The organism is Desulfonatronum zhilinae, assembly GCF_900182865.1.
GTDB lineage: Bacteria > Desulfobacterota > Desulfovibrionia > Desulfovibrionales > Desulfonatronaceae > Desulfonatronum > Desulfonatronum lacustre.
Map to the genome: position 1 here is coordinate 38,428 of NZ_FXUJ01000018.1, position 15,549 is coordinate 53,976.

Sequence of the window (15,549 nt, forward strand, 5' to 3'; positions counted from 1 at the left end):
CCTACACCGTTCGTCGATGCTCCGGCTTCTATCTCCTGACTCCTGGCTTCTGACTCCTGACCTCTTCCTTCCGCCTCCCCGCCAGCCAAAGCAACACCCCCCCCAACGCGATCATGGGCAGGGAAAGAACCTGGCCCATGCTCATCCAGTCAAAGGCGACAAAGCCGAGGTGGGCGTCCGGTTCGCGGAAGAATTCCACGCTGAAGCGGAACACGCCGTAGAGCAGGGCGAACAATCCGGAAACGGCCATGGTTGGGCGGGGTTTGGCCGAGAAGGACCAAAGCAAAGCGAAGAGGACCAGGCCTTCCAGAAAGGCCTGGTACAACTGGGACGGGTGCCGGGGAATGAATCCGGCGTTCGGGTCGGCGAAGATCATGCCCCACGGGGCGTCCGTGGCCCGGCCCCAGAGCTCGCCGTTGATGAAATTGCCGATCCGCCCGGCGCAGATCCCGATGGGCGCCAGCGGAGCCACGAAATCGGCCACCTGAAAAAAACTCCGTCGGCTGCGCAGGGCGTAGAGCCAGATGGCCAGCATCACGCCCAACAGGCCGCCGTGAAAGGACATCCCGCCCTTCCATATCTTCAGGATTTCCAGGGGATGGTCGATGAATGTTGCGAAGTCGTAGAACAGCACGTACCCTAGCCGTGCACCCAGTAAGAGCCCCAAGGCGCAATAGGTGATCAGGTCCGGCAGTTCCTGGGGATTCCAACCGGACCCCGGCCGCTTGGCCCGCAGATGCCCCAGCAGCCAGGCCGCCAGAAAGCCGATCAGATACATCAGGCCGTACCATCGGACCTCCAGCGGTCCAAGGGCGAAAGCCACGGGATCAATATTCGGGTGGTACACGCGATAAAACCTTTTGTTGATACGTTTTGAGGCAACGGGAAAAATCCATCTCGAACTCACCTCGGCGACACGGAGCCACCATGCAAACCACCTGCACTTCAGACACGTCCCTGACCATGGCCGTACAGATGCTGCCTCAGGACGCGAACCCGTACGGCAGCATCCACGGCGGAATCATCATGAAGCATATCGACACCGCCGCGGGCATCGTAGCCATCCGGCACGTCCGGGGCAACGCCGTGACCGCGTCCATCGACCGGCTGGATTTTCACCATCCGGCCTATGTCGGCGACCTGCTCATGCTCAAGGCCAGCGTCAACCTGGTGGGCCGGACGTCCATCGAAGTCGGGGTTCGGGTGGAGGCGGAAAACCTCCTGACCGGGGAAATCCGGCACACCGCCTCGGCCTATCTGACTTTCGTGGCCCTGGACAAAAAAGGCCGCCCCACCCCGGCCCGGCCCTACCACCCCACCACGCCGGATGAAATTCACCGTTTCGAAGAGGCCAAGGTTCGCCGGGCAATGCGGCTGGCTGAAAAGAACAGGGAACGGGCCGTCGACTCCTCGTTTCAAGAGTAGCGGGAGGAGGGTCCGGACACCTGTACGCCTACTCGTCCATGGTCGGCCCCAGCGGCAACAGATCGCCTTCCATGGGCAACCCTTCGGCCCTGACCTGAAGCTGGAAGAACAGATCGCCCGGAAATATCTCCCGGGTGGACTCCAGAATGCGCATCTGGCTCGTCGTGTCCGTGGTCTGCGTAATCAATCCGGCCCCGATGACCTGGACCATACCTTGCTCCAGGCCGCTGGAACGCTGGACGATGAGCACCGGGATCGGCGCCTGCCCCTGGGGCGGGCCCCACAAGGAAACATAGGCCTTGGAAAGCATCCCCCCCATGGTTTGGTCTTCCTGCAGGGCGTCGATCACTCCTCCCAGGCGTCGCTCCGGAACCAGGGTGGAAAAGAAGGCCGTTCGCTGCAAAACCATTCCCGTGACGCTGTCCAGCCAAGGGTCGCAACTTGATTCATTGCTTGCAGCGGCGATCTCTATTTCTGGACTGCCCTCCAGAAACTCGGCGTTTCCGCTCTCGTTCGAGGGAAGTGTCATGGGGAGCGCCGAAGGGCGCAGCAACATCGCCTGGGTGACGTACATGTGCAACAATTCCTCCACGCCCTGTTCCCGGGACGCGGTCCTCAGCTTCTCGCACATTCCGTCGTATTCCATGACCGGATCCGGTACAATGGACACCGTGATCTCCGTTTCCTGATACAACGCGGTTGGGGCTTCCTCGGCAAACTTCCAGCCCTGGTCGGCGCCCCGGGGCGCACAGGCGCACAGCAGGACGACCTGAAGGAATCCAAGGAACAGCACGATGATCGACTTCACGAGACTTCTCCTTGCAGAGTTGATCTTCCACGGGTAGGGGAGACAGGAGACGGCGAACCGTCGTCGCTTATCACCTCAACCCCGCATCATGGTACAGGAATCGCCCGATGACAAGCCCGGAACTCCCTCAAGCGCCACAATCCTCCAGCGTCAGCCTGGAAAAAACCATTTATACCCTGGACCAGATGGAACGGATCACCGTTCCGCAAATCGCCCTGGCCGGACGCTCCAACGTGGGCAAATCCTCCCTGTTGAACTGTCTGGCCAATCGAAAAAACCTGGCCAAGACCAGCTCGGTTCCGGGCAAAACCCGCAGCCTGAATTACTATCTGGTCCATCCGGAGCACTACTACCTGGTGGACCTGCCCGGATACGGCTACGCCAAACGCCCGAAAAGCGAGCGCAACGCCTGGGGCAATTTGATGCGGCGCTTTTTGACCAGCAACAAGGGCCTGGTGGGGCTGATCCTGGTTCTGGACAGCCGCCTGCCGCCCCAAGCCCCGGACAAGGAAATGGCGGGCATGGCCCTGGAGCAGGGCCTACCCCTCCTGCCCGTGCTCACCAAAGCGGACAAGTGCTCCCAGCGCGAAATCGCCGCCGCCAAGCGCGCCTGGATAGAGCTGCTGGGTCCGGAAGCCGCCCCGGTCTTCTTTTCCGCCAAGACCCGCCAGGGCCGGGAAACGCTCTGGGAACAGATCCGGCTGCTGATCTCTTCCCAAGACCACCCTTTGCCCGAGCTTGAGGCGCAATGACGGACTTGTCGAACCAGGCAACGCGGAAGATGCTACGCCAACCCATTCTCCTGAAGAATGGCCTTCAACGTGTCCTCACTGATGCCGGCCACCTCCGTCTTTGAATACAGCTTGAGAAGATACAGGTGCCCCCGACGGTCGATATAGTAGTAAATAACCCGAAATCCCCCGCTTTTCCCCGTGGCCGTCGAAGAGTTGGAAAGGCGAAGTTTGTGCAATGAGGCGGTAAGGGCGATCCCGGCCCGAGGATCGTTCGTCAAGGTGTCCTGAAGGCGCTTCAGGTCCTCTGGCAATTTTTTGTATTTCTTATGCAGCCTTTTGACATCTCTTGCAAAGCTGGGCAGGCTAAATATCTTCAAGCTCATGGATCAGCTCGCTCAGCGTAGTGGTTCCGCCCTCTTGAATCGCCAATTTCAACTCCTTGACGGCCTGGTCGAACTCAATATGGAGCCGCTGAGCCTTCTGCTCTTCCACGTAGCTCCGGATGGCCTCGGTGATGACCTCGCTGCGGTTCAAGTCATGCATTCGTGATAAATCGTCAATTTCATCGACAAGATACACAGGCAACCGCAGTCCGACCTGCTTTTTTCGCAACAGCGCGATATCCCGCATCACACAAGCTCCTTGGTACGATTATGAATACGTTTTCCCTGCTTCGTAAAACGATTTGATAGATTATTGAGCAACTCATCGTCAAACACCCTCGAGGCTGCGGCCCAGGCGAACCCGGTCCCGTTCGTCATCTGTTTCCCATGCTTGGAGAAATGTCCGCCTAGTATCTTGATCCGAACAGACGTATTTGACAACCTCACCCCCGAAACCTACGGTATGAGCGTCATGCATAGTGTCGCTCGCCAGCCCCGCGCCCAAGCCCGCGCTTTGGGCGACTCCAATCCAATCCGACGGCCCTCCAGGTCGCGCCGACTTTCCGAGGTGTTCTTCGGCCCCGGAGGTTGTCCGGTGAGAACGTGCTTCGCCCCGCTCCGTCCGCCCTTGCCTCCCGTTCTTTTCTTTGCTTCCCCCGCTCCCCGCCGCCTCTCTTCACCACGCCGCAGCGCATTCTTCCCCGTTTCGACCACATTCACCGAGGTCGCGCCGTGACCCTCCAAACCAAGGCCGCCACACGATCTGGATTTCTGGCCGCCCACTACCGGGACTTCCTGCTTTACGGCCTGTTCCTGGGCGCGGTGGCCTGGTTCATCGCCAGCGGCGAACAAGGCATGGGCTATCACTGGAAGTGGTACCGCATGCCCCGCTACCTGATGCAATTCACCGAGGACGGCTGGGTGCTCGGGCCTCTGCTGCAGGGGCTGATCGTGACCTTCAAGATTTCCGGGCTGAGCCTGATCCTGGCCATGATCTTCGGACTGACCGCGGCGATCTTCCGGCTTTCCGACTCGTTCACGGCCCGGCTCGTGGCCAAGGGCTACGTGGAATTCATCCGCAACACCCCGCTGCTGACCCAGATTTTCTTCATCTACTACGTCATCGGCCCGGTCTTCGGCCTAGGCGCCTTCGGCTCCGCCGTCCTGGCCCTGTCCCTGTTCGAAGGGGCCTACGCCTCGGAAATCTTCCGGGCCGGAATCGTTTCCATCCACAAAGGCCAGTGGGAGGCCGCCCATAGTCTGGGGCTGTCCAAATTGGACACCTATCGCAAGGTGATCGTCCCACAGGCCGTCCGGCGCATCCTGCCTCCCCTGACCGGCGTGGGCGTAACCCTGATCAAGGACTCCTCCCTGGCCAGCACCATAGCCATCTATGAGCTGACCCAGCAAGGCAACATTGTTTCCTCGGACACCTTCATGGTCTTCGAGGTCTGGTTCACCGTGGCGGCCATCTATTTGGCCGTCACCTTCCCCCTGTCCATGCTCGTGGCGGAGTTGGGCAAACGGATGCGCACGGCGGAATGAGGGGGGGGCAGGAGTCAGAAGTCAGAAGTCAGAAGTCAGAAGTCAGAAGTCAGAAGTCAGAAGTCAGAAGTCAGAAGTCAGAAGTCAGAAGTCAGAAGTCAGAAGTCAGAAAAATAACTCCCTGAAACCATCCGCGACCGCAACCGTTAAACCGTGAACCCAAAAAACCAGAGCATCCGCATGACCGCAATCCCCGCCATGATCGAAGCCCGACAAGCACCAACACGCGAAAACGTCCGCCTCGGCCCGGAAATCATCTCCGTGCGGGAGATCGTCAAGACGTATCCCGGAGGGTTGCGCGCCCTGGATCATGTTTCGCTGTCCGTACGGCAAAAGGAGGTGGTTGTGATCATCGGGCCGTCCGGCTCGGGCAAGTCCACCCTGCTGCGCTGCCTGAACGGCCTGGAGGAGATTGATTCCGGGGAAATCGTCATCGACGGCGTGCCTTTGGACGACGATCCCCGAAACCGGCTGACCATCCGAACCGAGGTGGGCATGGTCTTCCAGTCCTTCAACCTGTTTCCGCATATGACCGTGCTCCAAAACATCAACCTGGCCCAGGAGCAGGTCCGGGGCAAATCCCGGAAAGAGGCCGAGGAAGCCACCATGGCCCTGCTCGCACGGGTCGGCCTGACGGACAAGGCCCGGGCCTATCCGGCCCAGCTTTCCGGCGGTCAGCAGCAGCGCGTGGCCATTGCTCGAGCCCTGGCCATGCATCCCAAGGTGATGCTTTTTGACGAGGCCACCAGCGCCCTGGACCCGGAAACCATCGGCGAAGTCCTGGAGGTGATGAAGGGCCTGGCCCGGGACGGCATGACCATGGTCGTGGTCACCCATGAAATGGGCTTTGCCCGTGAAGCCGGTGACCGAGTGATCTTCATGGAAGACGGGCGACTCCTGGAGGAAGCCTCCAGCGACGACTTTTTCAACAACCCGAGACAAGAGCGCACCCGCGACTTTCTCGGCCAAATTCTGTGCGGACCGGTCCCAGGCTCAATCACCGGGTCGCCCGGATCAAACCTCAACTCAAAGGAGCACAAATGAACACGACACGCAAACTCGCCCTTAGCAGTCTGGCGGCCCTGGCGGTCGGCCTGATTCTGCTGGTCGCCGCCCTGGCCCAGGCCCAGAACATCAGCCAGCAGATCACCAGGGAAAGCACCCTGACCGGCATCATGGAGCGCGGGGCGTTGCGGGTGGGCTTCGACACCTTCGTGCCCTGGGCCATGCAGGACAAGACCGGGGAATTCATCGGCTTCGAGATCGACGTGGCCAAACGTTTCGCCGAAGACCTCGGCGTACGCGTCGAACTGGTGCCCACGGCGTGGCGGGGGATCATCCCGGCCCTGCTCACCGGCAAGTTCGACCTGCTCATCGGCGGGATGAGCATCCGGGCGGATCGGGCCCAGCAGGTCTACTTCAGCATGCCCTACTACTTCACCGGCCAGGCCCTGGTGGCCCACAAGGAAAAGGCCGCGGGCTTCACCACCCTGGAGGACTTCAACAAGCCCGAGGTGACCATCGTCACCCGCACCGGGACCACGGCACAGCGCGCCGCGGAAAATCTCTTTCCCAAGGCCCAACGCAAATATTTCGACAAGGAGCCCCAGGCCGTCCAGGAACTGCTCATGGGTCGGGCCCACGCTCTGATCGGCAACGCCCCCCTGCCCTCCCAGGAGGCCATCAAGAACCCGGACCGACTGTTTTTACCCGTCGAAGGGAACCTGACCAACGAGCCCATCGGCATCGCCATGCGCAAGGGCGATCCGGATCTGCTCAACTACGTGAACAGCTGGATCCTCCAGGTCACCGGCGAAGGCTGGATCCAGGACCGCTACGCCTACTGGTTCACGACCATGGACTGGAAGGACCAGGTGGAATAACCGACCAGCGCAACCACGTATCGGCTGGGCGACGGATGTTGCCCAGCCGAACCCTCTCAGCACAAACACCATCTCCATGCCTTCCAAGCGGACCCGCTTCACCACCCTGGACGCCGTCCTGATTCTGGCGATCGTCGCCTTTGCCGCGATTTTCCTCTGGCGCGTCCACGCCACCCTGGATTACCAGTGGCGCTGGCATTTGCTGGCCAATTACCTGCTGCGTTGGGATGAAGCGGCCGGCCGCTGGGTGCCCGGTTTGATCACCCAGGGGTTGCTGACCACGATCCGCCTGAGCATCTGGACCATGCTCCTGGCCACGGTGATCGGCGTGATCATGGGGCTGGCCCGATGCGGCAAGTCCCTGTTCCCCAGGATGGTCGGCTGGACCTATGTGGAGGTGGTCCGCAACATTCCGCCCCTGGTTCTGATCTTCATTTTCTATTTTTTCCTGGCAGATCAACTGATAACCTTGCTGGGCGTGGAAGTGATGCTCCGCAACCTGCCGGATTGGGGCAAGGAATTATTGACCTGGATGGCCGTGCCCGTGGACCGGATGTCCAATTTCCTGGCCGCCCTGCTCACCCTGGCTGTCTATCAAGGGGCCTACATCACCGAGCATGTCCGGTCCGGAATCCAGTCCATCGAGCGGGGCCAGCGCGAGGCCGCCTACGCCCTGGGCCTCTCCCCCTGGCAGCAGATGCGTCACGTCATCCTGCCCCAGGCGGTCTCCCGGATCGTCCCCCCGCTGTCCGGCCAGTTCATCGCCACCATCAAGGACACGGCCATCGTCTCGGTGATCAGCGTCCAGGAACTGACCTTCCAGGGCCTGGAACTGATGGCCTCCACCTACATGACCTTCGAGATCATGATCACCATCACCGTGCTCTACCTCCTCCTGACCCTCACCTTCTCCACCCTCGCCGGCCGCGTGGAACGCCGCCTGCGCCGGGCGTACGGGTGAGGAAAAAGGCGGCTACCCCACTCCCCCCAGATACGCGTTCTGCACTTCCGGGTTGGCCAGCAGGGCTTTGGCCGAGTCTTCGAGCACGATTTTGCCCAGTTCCAGAACGTAGCCCCGGTCGGCCAGTTTCAGGGCCAGGCGGGCGTTTTGTTCCACCAGGACGATGGTCACGCCGGACTTGTTGATTTCCCTGACCGTGGCAAAGATGGATTTGACCAGGATCGGGGCCAAGCCCAGGCTGGGTTCGTCCAGGAGCAGGATCTTGGGGCTGGCCATCAGGCCGCGGCCGATGGCCAGCATCTGCTGTTCTCCGCCGCTGAGGGTTCCGGCAAGCTGGCTGCGGCGTTTGTGCAGGATGGGAAACATCTCGTAGACCCAATCCAGGTTCTTGCGGATCTGGGCCTGGTCCGTGGCGGTAAAGGCGCCCAGGTGCAGGTTCTCTCTCACGCTCAGGGTGCCGAAGACTCTCCGGCCCTCCGGGACCTGGGCCAGGCCCAGCTTGACGATGTCGTGAGCTTCCAGTTTGTGCAGGGGCTTGTCTTCCAGGAAAATCCCCCCGCCGGACGGCTTGACCAGGCCGCTGATGGTCATCAGGGTGGTGGACTTGCCCGCGCCGTTGGCCCCGAGGATGGTCACGATCTCGCCTTGGGCCACGTTCAGGTTCAACCCGTGCAACACCTGCACGTTGCCGTATTTCACTTCCAGATTTTCAATGCGCAGCAACATGATCAAAAGTCCTCATCATCTTCGTCCGGGGCCCCCAGGTAGGCGTCGATGACCCGTTGGTCCTTCTGGATTTCCGCCGGAGTGCCCTGGGCGATCATGATGCCGTACTCCAACACCACCAACTTTTCGCAAATTTGCATCACCAGATTCATATCGTGCTCGATGAGCAGTACGGTGATCCCCCGCTCCCGGACCTGGGAAATCAAATCGACCAGGACCTGGGTTTCATAGTCGTTCATGCCCCCGGCCGGTTCGTCCAGAATCAGGAAGCGCGGCTTGGTGGCCAGGGCCCGGGCGATTTCCAGAAGGCGCTGGTTGCCGTAGGACAGGTTCCGGGCCGCCTGGTCAAGGTGGGGCCGCAGGCCGACGAACTCCAGTTCGTTCACCGCGATCTCCAGGGCCTCGCGCTCCTCCCGCTTCTGCCAGGGCAGCCGGAGCATGGCCCCGACCACGCCGGAGCGCATCCGGCAATGGCACCCGGCCAGGACGTTTTCCAGGGCGCTCATGTTCTGGAACAAGCGGATGGTCTGAAAGGTCCGGGCAATGCCCAGGGAGACGATCCGATTGGTACGCATGTTCACGATGTTCCGGCCGTCAAAGAGGATCTCGCCGGAGTCCGGACGATAGTTGCCGGTGATCAGGTTGAACACCGTGGTCTTGCCCGCGCCGTTGGGGCCGATCAAGCCGACGATGGAGCCGTGGTCCACGTCAAAACTGACTTGGTTCACGGCCATGACCCCGCCAAAGGACTTGGTCAGACTGGTCAGTCGCAAAAGCGGAGAAGCGTTCATTTCCCACCTCCCCGGGCCGAGGACAGAAAGTCCAGATTGAAGGTCCGGGGCGGAGGAGGAAGAATGCCCTTGGGCCGGAAGATCATCATCAGGATCATGGCCGCGCCGAAAATAAGCATCCGCGCCCCGGCGAACTCCCGAAACACCTCCGGCAGGCCGACGATCAGAAAGGCGCCCAGGATCACGCCGCGAATGTTCCCGGACCCGCCCAGGATGACGATGGTGAACATGACCACGGATTCCCAAAAGGTGAAGGACTGGGGCGAGACGATGGTCATCTTGGCCGCGAAGATGGTCCCGGCCATCCCGGCCCAGAACGCGCCCAGAACAAAGGCCACCAGCTTGTAGTGCGCCGCGTCGATCCCGCTGCCCTCCGCGGCCACGTCGTCCTCGCGGATGTAGTTCAGAGCTCGACCAAAACGGGAGTTCTCCAGGCGCAAAAAGAAAAATACAGTGATCGCGGCAAAAGCGAAGATCAGGTAATAAAAATCATGAGGCGTACGGATCACATGGCCGAACAAAACCGGTCGGCTGATCCCGAAGATCCCGTTGGACCCGCCGGTGATCCCGAAGACGTTGTTCACCAGTGCAATGCGCACGATCTCCACGATGCCGATGGTCACGATGAGCAGGTAGTCCCCGCGCAAATGGATGATCGGCCTGGCCACCAGCAGGGCGAAGAACCCGGCGACCATCCCGGAAAGAGGCATCAGCCAGAGCACCGGAATCCCGAACTGGGTGTTCAGGATGGCCGTCGTATAGGTGCCCATGGCGAAGAACGCTGCATGGCCCATGTGGAACAGGCCGGCGTAACCCAGGATGATGTTCAGGCTCAAAGCCAGCACCGCGTAGATGCCGATGGAATTGAGCACGTCCACCCAGTAGGCGTTCAGCCAATACGGGGCCACGAGCAGGGCCGCCACAACGACAACGTTGATGATGGTCGCCGGTTTCATACTTTATCCGCCACGCGTTCGCCCAGAATTCCCGTGGGCCGGAAGATCAGGATCAGGATCAGAACCATGAAGGAAATGGCGTCCTTCCAGGCCAGGGAGATGTAGGTCGCGCCCATGGCCTCGATCACCCCCAACAGCAGACCGCCGAGCATGGCTCCGGGAATGTTCCCGATGCCGCCGAGAATGGCCGCGGTAAAGGCCTTCAGGCCGTAGACCCAGCCCATGGTGAAGTTGATCTGGCCGTAGTACAGGCCGACCATCATCCCGGCGGCTCCGCCCAGGGCCGGACCGATCAGAAAAACGTACATAATCACCCGGTTCACGTCGATGCCCATCAGTTTCGCCGCGCCCTGATCAATGGCCGCGGCCCGGATGGCCGTGCCGGTCTTGGTCCGCTGCACGAAATAATAGAGCCCGGCCATCATCACCAGGGAGGCGGCGAAAAGAACAATGCGCATTACCGGGATGTCCACTCCGAACAGGGAAATCGCCGTGGTGGGCAGCAGGTCGTGGGGATAGACCCGGAATCTGGCCCCATAGATGAGCATGATCGCGTTTTGAAAAAAAATGGACGCGCCCAGCGCGGAAACCACCGCGGACAGCCTGGGCGAGGTGCGCAACGGGCGATAAGCCGTTCGTTCCAGCAACGCGCCGATCACGGCCACCAGCCCCATGACCATCAACACCAGCACCAAAATCCCGGCCACCGGGCCGATATGATCGGTCAGCCCCAGGGACAAAAGCAGGGTCAGACCGAGAAAAGCGCCGATGGTGAAAAGGTCGCCGTGAGCAAAGTTGATCAACTTGAGCACGCCGTAAACCATGGTGTAGCCCAGGGCGATCAGGGCGTAGATCCCGCCCACGGCCAGCCCGTTGGTCAATTGTTCGAGAAAAAGTTGCATGCCATGTCCTTGGGATGGTGGTCGGATGGGGACGATGGATCGTCCGGACATCCATCATGAGCAGGGGCGGGTTTCACACCCGCCCCTGGAATCGTCGATGTTTACGGTTGCAGGATGAACCGGCCTTCGCCGTCAACCTTATACACGCGGTACAATTCGCCCACCCGGTCGCCCTTGTCGTCAAAGGCGATGGCGCCGGTCAGACCTTCGAAGTCGGTCAGGCCGGTGCGCAGGTATTCGGCGATCTTGTCCGGTTCGGTGGAGCCGGACCCCTCGATGGCGGCCACGATGACGTTGAACGCGTCGCCGGCCAGCACGGCCCAGACCGAGGCGGGATCATCATTGTACTTGGCCCGGTAGGCGGCCATGAACGAGGTGGCCTCAGGAGAACCCAAGTCCTGGGGCACGGGCGGGCTGAGGAACATGAAGCCCTCGGCGGCTTCCTTCCCGGCGATGCTCACCAGGTCCGGATTATTGGTGGCGTCGCCGCCGATGAAGGGCACGTCCCAGCCCATGCCTTTCTTTTGACGCAGCAACAGTCCGGCTTCAGGGAAGTAGCCGGTAAAGAGCACGACTTCGGGAGCGCGGTTGCGCAACTGGGAGAGGATGGCGCTGTAATCCCGCTCGCCGGGAGTCAGGGCATCGAAGAAGACGATCTCCACATCGCTATCCTTGAGCAATGACTGAGCCTCGTCGGCCAAGCCCTTGGCGTAGGTGGTGTTGTCATGCAGGATGGCCACCTTGCCGAACTCCATGTCCTTCAAGGTGTTGGCCGCCACCAGCCCCTGTTCGTCGTCCCGAGGGGAGGTCCGGAAGAAGTAGCGCAGACCCTTTTCGCTCAGCCGAATGGCCGTGGACCCCGTGGCCACCTGGACGATCTTGTTTTCGTCGTAGATGTTCTGGCTGGCCTCGGTGATGGAGGAGCCGTAGGTCCCGATGACGGCGACGATGCCCCGGGTGGACAGCCGCTGGGCCGCCAAAGCCGCGGTGCGCGGATCCCCGGCGTCGTCCTCGGCCACGATCTCCACCTTCTGCCCCAATACGCCGCCGGCGTTGTTCAGTTCTTCGGCCAGCAGATCCACGATCTGCTTCATGGCCTGACCTTCACTGGCCCAGGAGCCGGTCAAGGGCGCCATCAGACCGATCCGGATCTGGGCGTGAGCCTGGCCGATCAACAGGGGCAACGCCAGCAGTCCCGCCAATACAGTCAACAACAGTCGTTTTTTCATGCAAGTGCCTCCTTGCAGGGAAAAGGGTTAACCACACCTCGTTCGCGTAAAATTTTCCTCATACGCTTTGAACCAGCTCCAGGCAGAGGACCGAAACGTCCGTTGCCCAGACTGAAACCGATCGGGATTCATACGGTGAAAAACGTGGAAAATCAACAACCTTGCAAGATAAACAGGCCTGAGATAATTTATCGAACCAAGCATGAACTAACTCTTCGTCATTGCAGCACAATCAAATCCGGTCTTCCCCTCCCCTTGCCAACCCCGCCCGGAATGTTCATTTTTTGAATCAATTCGTCGTCCCACCCATTTCAACAATCTGGTTAAAATTCTCATCATGCTGAAATTCAAAACGTTGATTCTGATTTGCTGGTTCTTGCTCCTGTCGCTATCTGTCTCGGCCCAGACTCAGGCCGACGTCGTGGAACACCGTCTGGAGAACGGGTTGACCGTCCTGGTGCTGCCGGATCCCCGCGCACCGGTGGTCACCAACCAAATCTGGTACGACGTCGGATCCAGGAGCGAGCAGAGCGGCATCACCGGGATCTCCCACATGCTTGAACACATGATGTTTCGAGGCAGTGAAGCCTACCCGCCCGGCGAGTTCACCCGGATCATCGCCCGCCTCGGCGGCAACCAGAACGCCTTCACCGGCCCGGACTTCACGGCCTACTTTCAGGTTCTGGGCAGCGCGCATTGGGAAACGGCCATGGCCATGGAGGCCGAGCGGATGCACGCCCTGCGCCTGACAGAGGAACAGTTCCAGCCGGAACGGGACGTGGTTGTCGAGGAACGCCGATTGACCCGGGACGACCGTCCCACCGCCCTGCTGCACGAACAATTCATGGCCGCGGCGTTTCTGAACAGCCCCTATGGCCACGGGGTGATCGGCTGGATGACCGACATCGAGAACTATGCTTTGGAGGACGTTCAGGCCTGGTACGACGCCTGGTACGCGCCCAACAACGCCGTGGTCGTGGTGGTGGGCGACGTGGACCCGGGCGAGGTGATCGAGGCGGCCCAACGCCATTACGGCCCCATTCCCGCCAGCCCCTTGCCGGAAATCAAGCCCCGGACCGAGGTTCCCCAGCGGGGCGAACGTAGGGTCGTCCTGCGGGTTCCAGCGGAGCTGCCCCACCTGATCATGGGTTGGAAAGTTCCGAGCATTCCGACGCTTCTGGCCGCTGACACCGCCCCGGACGACGCCTACGCCCTGATGGTCGCGGCCGGCGTCCTCGGCTCCGGGCGCTCCTCCCGCCTGGATCGCGAACTGGTTCGCGGACGGGAACTGGCCCTGGGAGCCGGGGCCGGGTACGGCGGCTACAGTCGGTTGGAAACCCTGTTCACCCTTTCCGCGGCCCCGTCGTCACAATCCGACATCGAAACCCTGGAGCAGGCCCTGCTGGATCAGATCCGGCGGCTGATCGAAATCCCCGTGGACGAAGCCGAACTGCAGCGGGTCCAGGCCCAGGTCATCGCATCGGAAGTCTATCGCCAGGATTCCCTGAACGCCCGGGCCTTCGAACTGGGCATGCTGGAAACCATCGGCCTGGGATGGCGGGTCGGCGAGGAATACGCCGAACGCATCCGGGCCGTGACCGCCGAGGACGTCCAACGCGTCGCCCGGACCTACCTGATCCCGGACACCCGCACCGTGGCCATCCTGGACCCGTTGCCCATGCCCGGAGCAAACGGCTCCACCTCCCCAAACCGCCAAGGACCCCAACATGAACCGTCCGACCACTAATCTCGTTTTCCAGCCTTCCGTCGGCCCGGCCGCCCTTGCCCTGCTGGTGCTGCTCGGTTTCCTTTGCGGGCCGACAACCCCGGCCCGGGCCGCTGATTTTGAAACCTGGACCACGTCCAACGGGCTGCGCGTGCTCTTCGCTCCGGCCCCGGCCCTGCCCATGCTGGACATCCGGCTGGTCTTCGACGCCGGTTCGGCCCGGGACGGCGAACATGGCGGGTTGGCCCGGATGACCAACCTGGCCCTGGCCTTCGGCACGCCGAAGCTGGACGCGGACACCGTGGCCGAGCGCTTCGAGTCCGTTGGGGCTCAGTTCAGCACCAGCGCGGCTCGGGACATGGCCATCGTCCATCTGCGCACCCTGACCGAGCCGGACTGGATGGAAACCGCCGTGGCGACCCTTGTTTCCCTGCTCGCGGACCCGGCCTTTCCCGAGGACGACCTGGCCAGGGCTCGCCGCCAGACCCTGCAAGCCCTGCAGCGGGAGCGCCAGGAGCCCGGGGCCGTCGCTGCCAGGGAGTTCTACCGGCTGGCCTACGGCGATCATCCCTACGCCGCCCATCCGCTGGGGACGGAACAAAGCGTCCCCACCCTGGAAAAAACGCTGATCCAGTTTTTTTACCAACATCACTACACCGCGCAAAACGCCGTTCTGGCCCTGACCGGCGACCTGTCCTTGGACGCCGCGCAAGCATTGAGCCGACGCATCGCCGCAACCCTGCCCCAGGGCGAGCGGCCCTCGGCCCTACCCTCACCGGAATTGCCGTCCGAACCGATCCTGGAGCACATTCCCTTTCCCTCGGAGCAGGCTCATATTTTCATGGGCGGGCCACTCCTGCGCCTGGACGACCCGGACCGTTTTCCCCTGAGCGTGGCCAACCACGTTTTCGGAGGCGGCGGGTTCACCTCCCGGCTCTTTCAGGATGTCCGCACCGAACGCGGGCTGGCCTACTCCGTTTCCAGCCACATTCAGCCCATGGCCGCGGAAGGCCCGTTCCTGATCACCATGCAGACCGGAGTCCATCACGCCGCCGAGGCCCTGTCGGTGCTTCGCGACGCCCTGGCCGTCTTCATCAACGAGGGCGTGACCGAAGAGGAGCTGGCCGCTTCCAAGGACAACATCATCGGCCGCTTCCCCTTGGGCTTGGCCTCCAACAGCGACATCGCGGCGACCCTGGGGATGATCGGGTTTTACGACCTTGCGCCGGACTACCTGACCACGTACACCGACCACGTCGCGCGGGTCACCCGGGAAGACGCCGGAGACGCCCTGGCCCGTCGGCTGATGGCGGACCGGATGGTCACGGTGGTCGTGGGTGGGCCGGATGGCATATTGGACGAACTTCGGGATGAGCATCCGGATAACCGTTCAGGGAAACCGTTCGAGGAAAGCTAACCCGTTTTAGCCACGCTTGTCTCAAAAAAGAACAAAGATAACTACTTAAAAAAGTCGGGCACT

At 61.5% G+C, this 15,549-nt stretch carries 17 protein-coding genes; 8 read left to right on the forward strand and 9 right to left on the reverse strand.

What is annotated here, in order from left to right:
* Positions 1 to 28 precede the first annotated feature (28 nt).
* Positions 29 to 847 (reverse strand): prolipoprotein diacylglyceryl transferase, encoded by an 819-nt coding sequence (gene lgt / locus AC559A_RS13955; RefSeq protein WP_028571133.1) that lies wholly within the window; start codon positions 845 to 847, stop codon positions 29 to 31.
* A gap of 80 nt (positions 848 to 927) precedes the next feature.
* Between lgt and AC559A_RS13960 the strand changes: the two genes are divergently transcribed.
* The gene (locus AC559A_RS13960) at positions 928 to 1,425 is read left to right on the forward strand and encodes an acyl-CoA thioesterase (RefSeq protein ID WP_498818378.1); all 498 of its coding nucleotides are present in this window, start codon (positions 928 to 930) and stop codon (positions 1,423 to 1,425) included.
* Positions 1,426 to 1,453: 28 nt separating this feature from the next.
* Here AC559A_RS13960 and AC559A_RS13965 read toward each other — a convergent pair whose 3' ends face one another.
* Complete coding sequence (locus AC559A_RS13965) at positions 1,454 to 2,233, reverse strand: hypothetical protein (protein ID WP_498818379.1); 780 nt, start codon at positions 2,231 to 2,233, stop codon at positions 1,454 to 1,456.
* A gap of 107 nt (positions 2,234 to 2,340) precedes the next feature.
* Between AC559A_RS13965 and yihA the strand changes: the two genes are divergently transcribed.
* Entirely contained in the window at positions 2,341 to 2,985 is a 645-nt protein-coding gene (gene yihA, locus AC559A_RS13970; protein WP_051434277.1) for a ribosome biogenesis GTP-binding protein YihA/YsxC, read from the forward strand.
* Between the two features lie 32 nt (positions 2,986 to 3,017).
* Here yihA and AC559A_RS13975 read toward each other — a convergent pair whose 3' ends face one another.
* Together AC559A_RS13975 and AC559A_RS13980 are read right to left on the reverse strand one after the other, a co-directional pair.
* Positions 3,018 to 3,350 (reverse strand): type II toxin-antitoxin system RelE family toxin, encoded by a 333-nt coding sequence (locus AC559A_RS13975; protein ID WP_498818380.1) that lies wholly within the window; start codon positions 3,348 to 3,350, stop codon positions 3,018 to 3,020.
* A complete protein-coding gene (locus tag AC559A_RS13980) occupies positions 3,331 to 3,597 on the reverse strand; it encodes a ribbon-helix-helix domain-containing protein (protein ID WP_498818381.1) in 267 nt (88 codons plus the stop codon). The genes AC559A_RS13975 and AC559A_RS13980 overlap by 20 nt, the downstream gene beginning before the upstream one ends.
* 485 nt (positions 3,598 to 4,082) lie before the next feature.
* Here AC559A_RS13980 and AC559A_RS13985 point away from each other — a divergent pair, with 485 nt between their 5' ends.
* The 4 genes from AC559A_RS13985 (at position 4,083) to AC559A_RS14000 (ending at position 7,739) form a co-directional block, all read left to right on the forward strand.
* A complete protein-coding gene (locus AC559A_RS13985) occupies positions 4,083 to 4,895 on the forward strand; it encodes an amino acid ABC transporter permease (protein WP_498818382.1) in 813 nt (270 codons plus the stop codon).
* A 252-nt stretch (positions 4,896 to 5,147) separates the two neighbouring features.
* Positions 5,148 to 5,939 carry an amino acid ABC transporter ATP-binding protein gene (locus AC559A_RS13990; protein WP_211239076.1) on the forward strand — a complete coding sequence of 264 codons (792 nt, stop codon included), beginning with the start codon at positions 5,148 to 5,150 and terminating at the stop codon, positions 5,937 to 5,939.
* Entirely contained in the window at positions 5,936 to 6,778 is an 843-nt protein-coding gene (locus AC559A_RS13995; RefSeq protein ID WP_028571126.1) for a transporter substrate-binding domain-containing protein, read from the forward strand. The genes AC559A_RS13990 and AC559A_RS13995 overlap by 4 nt, the downstream gene beginning before the upstream one ends.
* A 76-nt stretch (positions 6,779 to 6,854) precedes the next feature.
* Positions 6,855 to 7,739 carry an amino acid ABC transporter permease gene (locus tag AC559A_RS14000; RefSeq protein WP_498818383.1) on the forward strand — a complete coding sequence of 295 codons (885 nt, stop codon included), beginning with the start codon at positions 6,855 to 6,857 and terminating at the stop codon, positions 7,737 to 7,739.
* A 12-nt stretch (positions 7,740 to 7,751) separates the two neighbouring features.
* Here AC559A_RS14000 and AC559A_RS14005 read toward each other — a convergent pair whose 3' ends face one another.
* The 5 genes from AC559A_RS14005 to AC559A_RS14025 form a co-directional block, all read right to left on the reverse strand.
* Entirely contained in the window at positions 7,752 to 8,465 is a 714-nt protein-coding gene (locus tag AC559A_RS14005) for an ABC transporter ATP-binding protein (protein ID WP_498818384.1), read from the reverse strand.
* A gap of 2 nt (positions 8,466 to 8,467) precedes the next feature.
* Positions 8,468 to 9,256, reverse strand: a complete 789-nt coding sequence (locus tag AC559A_RS14010; RefSeq protein WP_028571123.1) for an ABC transporter ATP-binding protein — start codon at positions 9,254 to 9,256, stop codon at positions 8,468 to 8,470.
* Positions 9,253 to 10,212, reverse strand: a complete 960-nt coding sequence (locus AC559A_RS14015; RefSeq protein ID WP_028571122.1) for a branched-chain amino acid ABC transporter permease — start codon at positions 10,210 to 10,212, stop codon at positions 9,253 to 9,255. Before AC559A_RS14015 ends, AC559A_RS14010 begins: the two co-directional genes overlap by 4 nt.
* Positions 10,209 to 11,114 carry a branched-chain amino acid ABC transporter permease gene (locus AC559A_RS14020; protein WP_028571121.1) on the reverse strand — a complete coding sequence of 302 codons (906 nt, stop codon included), beginning with the start codon at positions 11,112 to 11,114 and terminating at the stop codon, positions 10,209 to 10,211. Before AC559A_RS14020 ends, AC559A_RS14015 begins: the two co-directional genes overlap by 4 nt.
* A 101-nt stretch (positions 11,115 to 11,215) precedes the next feature.
* The gene (locus tag AC559A_RS14025) at positions 11,216 to 12,343 is read right to left on the reverse strand and encodes a branched-chain amino acid ABC transporter substrate-binding protein (RefSeq protein ID WP_498818385.1); all 1,128 of its coding nucleotides are present in this window, start codon (positions 12,341 to 12,343) and stop codon (positions 11,216 to 11,218) included.
* 337 nt (positions 12,344 to 12,680) lie between these two features.
* Here AC559A_RS14025 and AC559A_RS14030 point away from each other — a divergent pair, with 337 nt between their 5' ends.
* Together AC559A_RS14030 and AC559A_RS14035 are read left to right on the forward strand one after the other, a co-directional pair.
* Positions 12,681 to 14,090: a M16 family metallopeptidase gene (locus AC559A_RS14030; RefSeq protein ID WP_498818386.1), complete on the forward strand. Its 1,410-nt coding sequence runs from the start codon at positions 12,681 to 12,683 to the stop codon at positions 14,088 to 14,090.
* Positions 14,071 to 15,486, forward strand: coding sequence for a M16 family metallopeptidase (locus AC559A_RS14035; protein WP_498818387.1), 1,416 nt, complete (start codon positions 14,071 to 14,073; stop codon positions 15,484 to 15,486). The genes AC559A_RS14030 and AC559A_RS14035 overlap by 20 nt, the downstream gene beginning before the upstream one ends.
* Positions 15,487 to 15,549 lie beyond the last annotated feature (63 nt).

Coding starts and splice junctions, on each gene's coding strand:
- AC559A_RS13960 (WP_498818378.1), top strand. CDS start 928: ATGCAAACCACCTGCACTTCAGACACGTCCCTGACCATGGCCGTACAG.
- yihA (WP_051434277.1), top strand. CDS start 2,341: ATGACAAGCCCGGAACTCCCTCAAGCGCCACAATCCTCCAGCGTCAGC.
- AC559A_RS13975 (WP_498818380.1), bottom strand. CDS start 3,350: ATGAGCTTGAAGATATTTAGCCTGCCCAGCTTTGCAAGAGATGTCAAA.
- AC559A_RS13980 (WP_498818381.1), bottom strand. CDS start 3,597: ATGCGGGATATCGCGCTGTTGCGAAAAAAGCAGGTCGGACTGCGGTTG.
- AC559A_RS13995 (WP_028571126.1), top strand. CDS start 5,936: ATGAACACGACACGCAAACTCGCCCTTAGCAGTCTGGCGGCCCTGGCG.
- AC559A_RS14000 (WP_498818383.1), top strand. CDS start 6,855: ATGCCTTCCAAGCGGACCCGCTTCACCACCCTGGACGCCGTCCTGATT.
- AC559A_RS14005 (WP_498818384.1), bottom strand. CDS start 8,465: ATGTTGCTGCGCATTGAAAATCTGGAAGTGAAATACGGCAACGTGCAG.
- AC559A_RS14010 (WP_028571123.1), bottom strand. CDS start 9,256: ATGAACGCTTCTCCGCTTTTGCGACTGACCAGTCTGACCAAGTCCTTT.
- AC559A_RS14015 (WP_028571122.1), bottom strand. CDS start 10,212: ATGAAACCGGCGACCATCATCAACGTTGTCGTTGTGGCGGCCCTGCTC.
- AC559A_RS14020 (WP_028571121.1), bottom strand. CDS start 11,114: ATGCAACTTTTTCTCGAACAATTGACCAACGGGCTGGCCGTGGGCGGG.
- AC559A_RS14025 (WP_498818385.1), bottom strand. CDS start 12,343: ATGAAAAAACGACTGTTGTTGACTGTATTGGCGGGACTGCTGGCGTTG.
- AC559A_RS14030 (WP_498818386.1), top strand. CDS start 12,681: ATGCTGAAATTCAAAACGTTGATTCTGATTTGCTGGTTCTTGCTCCTG.
- AC559A_RS14035 (WP_498818387.1), top strand. CDS start 14,071: ATGAACCGTCCGACCACTAATCTCGTTTTCCAGCCTTCCGTCGGCCCG.